Annotated in this window: 1 protein-coding gene; it reads left to right on the top strand. The window is 74.4% G+C overall.

Going from position 1 to position 1,145, the window contains the following annotated elements; all coding sequences use genetic code 11:
* Positions 1-52: 52 nt before the first annotated feature.
* Positions 53-1,048, top strand: a complete 996-nt coding sequence (locus QH283_RS30215; RefSeq protein ID WP_348538307.1) for an FAD-dependent oxidoreductase — start codon at positions 53-55, stop codon at positions 1,046-1,048.
* Positions 1,049-1,145 lie beyond the last annotated feature (97 nt).

Here is a 1,145-nt window from a genome sequence, read left to right as displayed (position 1 = left end):
TTTTATCATCCTCGCTTGGTAACCCCGGTACCCATCCCACGGGGGGGGGGGGCTGCCTTATCAGGCCCAGGGGTCCCGGTGGGGGCTGCTGCGCGCCCTGGCCGCCGCCCTCGACACGCGCGGCGTGCCGGTCTACGAGTTCACCAGGGTGCGTGGCGTCGGCTGGGAGCCGCGCGGCGACCACCTGGTCCACACCGACCGCGCCGACCTGCGGGCAGGCGCCGTCGTTCTGGCGACCGGCACCCCGATCCTCGACCGCGGCGGCTTCTTCGCCCGGGTCACCGCGCAGCGCTCCTACCTGAGCGCCTTCCGCGTCGCCGAAGCGCTGCCGCCGCAGATGCTCATCAGCGCGGACTCACCCACCCGCTCTCTTCGCACGGTCCCGCACGCGGGCGGTGAACTGCTGCTGGTCGGCGGCAACGGCCACGAGGTCGGCCGCGCCGAGGACACCGCGGCCCTGGTCACCGACCTGGTCGACTGGACCCGCCTGCACTTCCCCACCGCCGAACCACTGGCCTCCTGGTCCGCTCAGGACTACTCCCCGGTCGGCGAACTCCCCTACGCCGGACCGCTGCTGCCCGGCAGCGACCGCCTGCTGCTGGCGACCGGATACTCCAAGTGGGGCCTCACCAACGGCGTCGCCGCCGCCCACGTCCTCGCGGGCCGTCTGACCGGCACCGCACCCTCGTGGGCGGAGGTGTTCACCACCTGGCAGCCGCCCGACCTGTCCACCCTCGCCTCCGCCGCCTCCGCGAATGCCGCTGTGGCGCAACATCTCACGCTGGGCTGGCTGAACGGTCTGCGCACCGACGGACAGGTCCGGCCCGGCGAGGGCTGCGGGCGCGTGCACCGGCAGGGCCTGCGCCCGGTCGCCACCTCGACGGTGGACGGGGTGACCACCTCGGTCTCGGCCGTGTGCCCGCACCTGTACGGGCTGGTCCGCTGGAACTCGGCGGAGAAGTCCTGGGACTGCCCGCTGCACGGCTCCCGCTTCGCCCCCGATGGCAGCGTCCTGGAAGGGCCTGCCACCGAGCCGCTGGGCCGCTGACCCCGATGGCGGATCGGCCGGTCTGGTCGGCGGTCGCCGGCCAAGCCCCCGCCCCCCAGGTAGGCGAGGGAGCCGTGGGCCCCCACCCGGCCCCCGC

Source organism: Nocardia farcinica, from assembly GCF_029867845.1.
GTDB classification, from domain to species: Bacteria; Actinomycetota; Actinomycetes; order Mycobacteriales; family Mycobacteriaceae; genus Nocardia; species Nocardia farcinica_A.
Note: the sequence above shows the minus strand (reverse complement) of the source record. Positions and strands in the feature narration are given on the sequence as shown.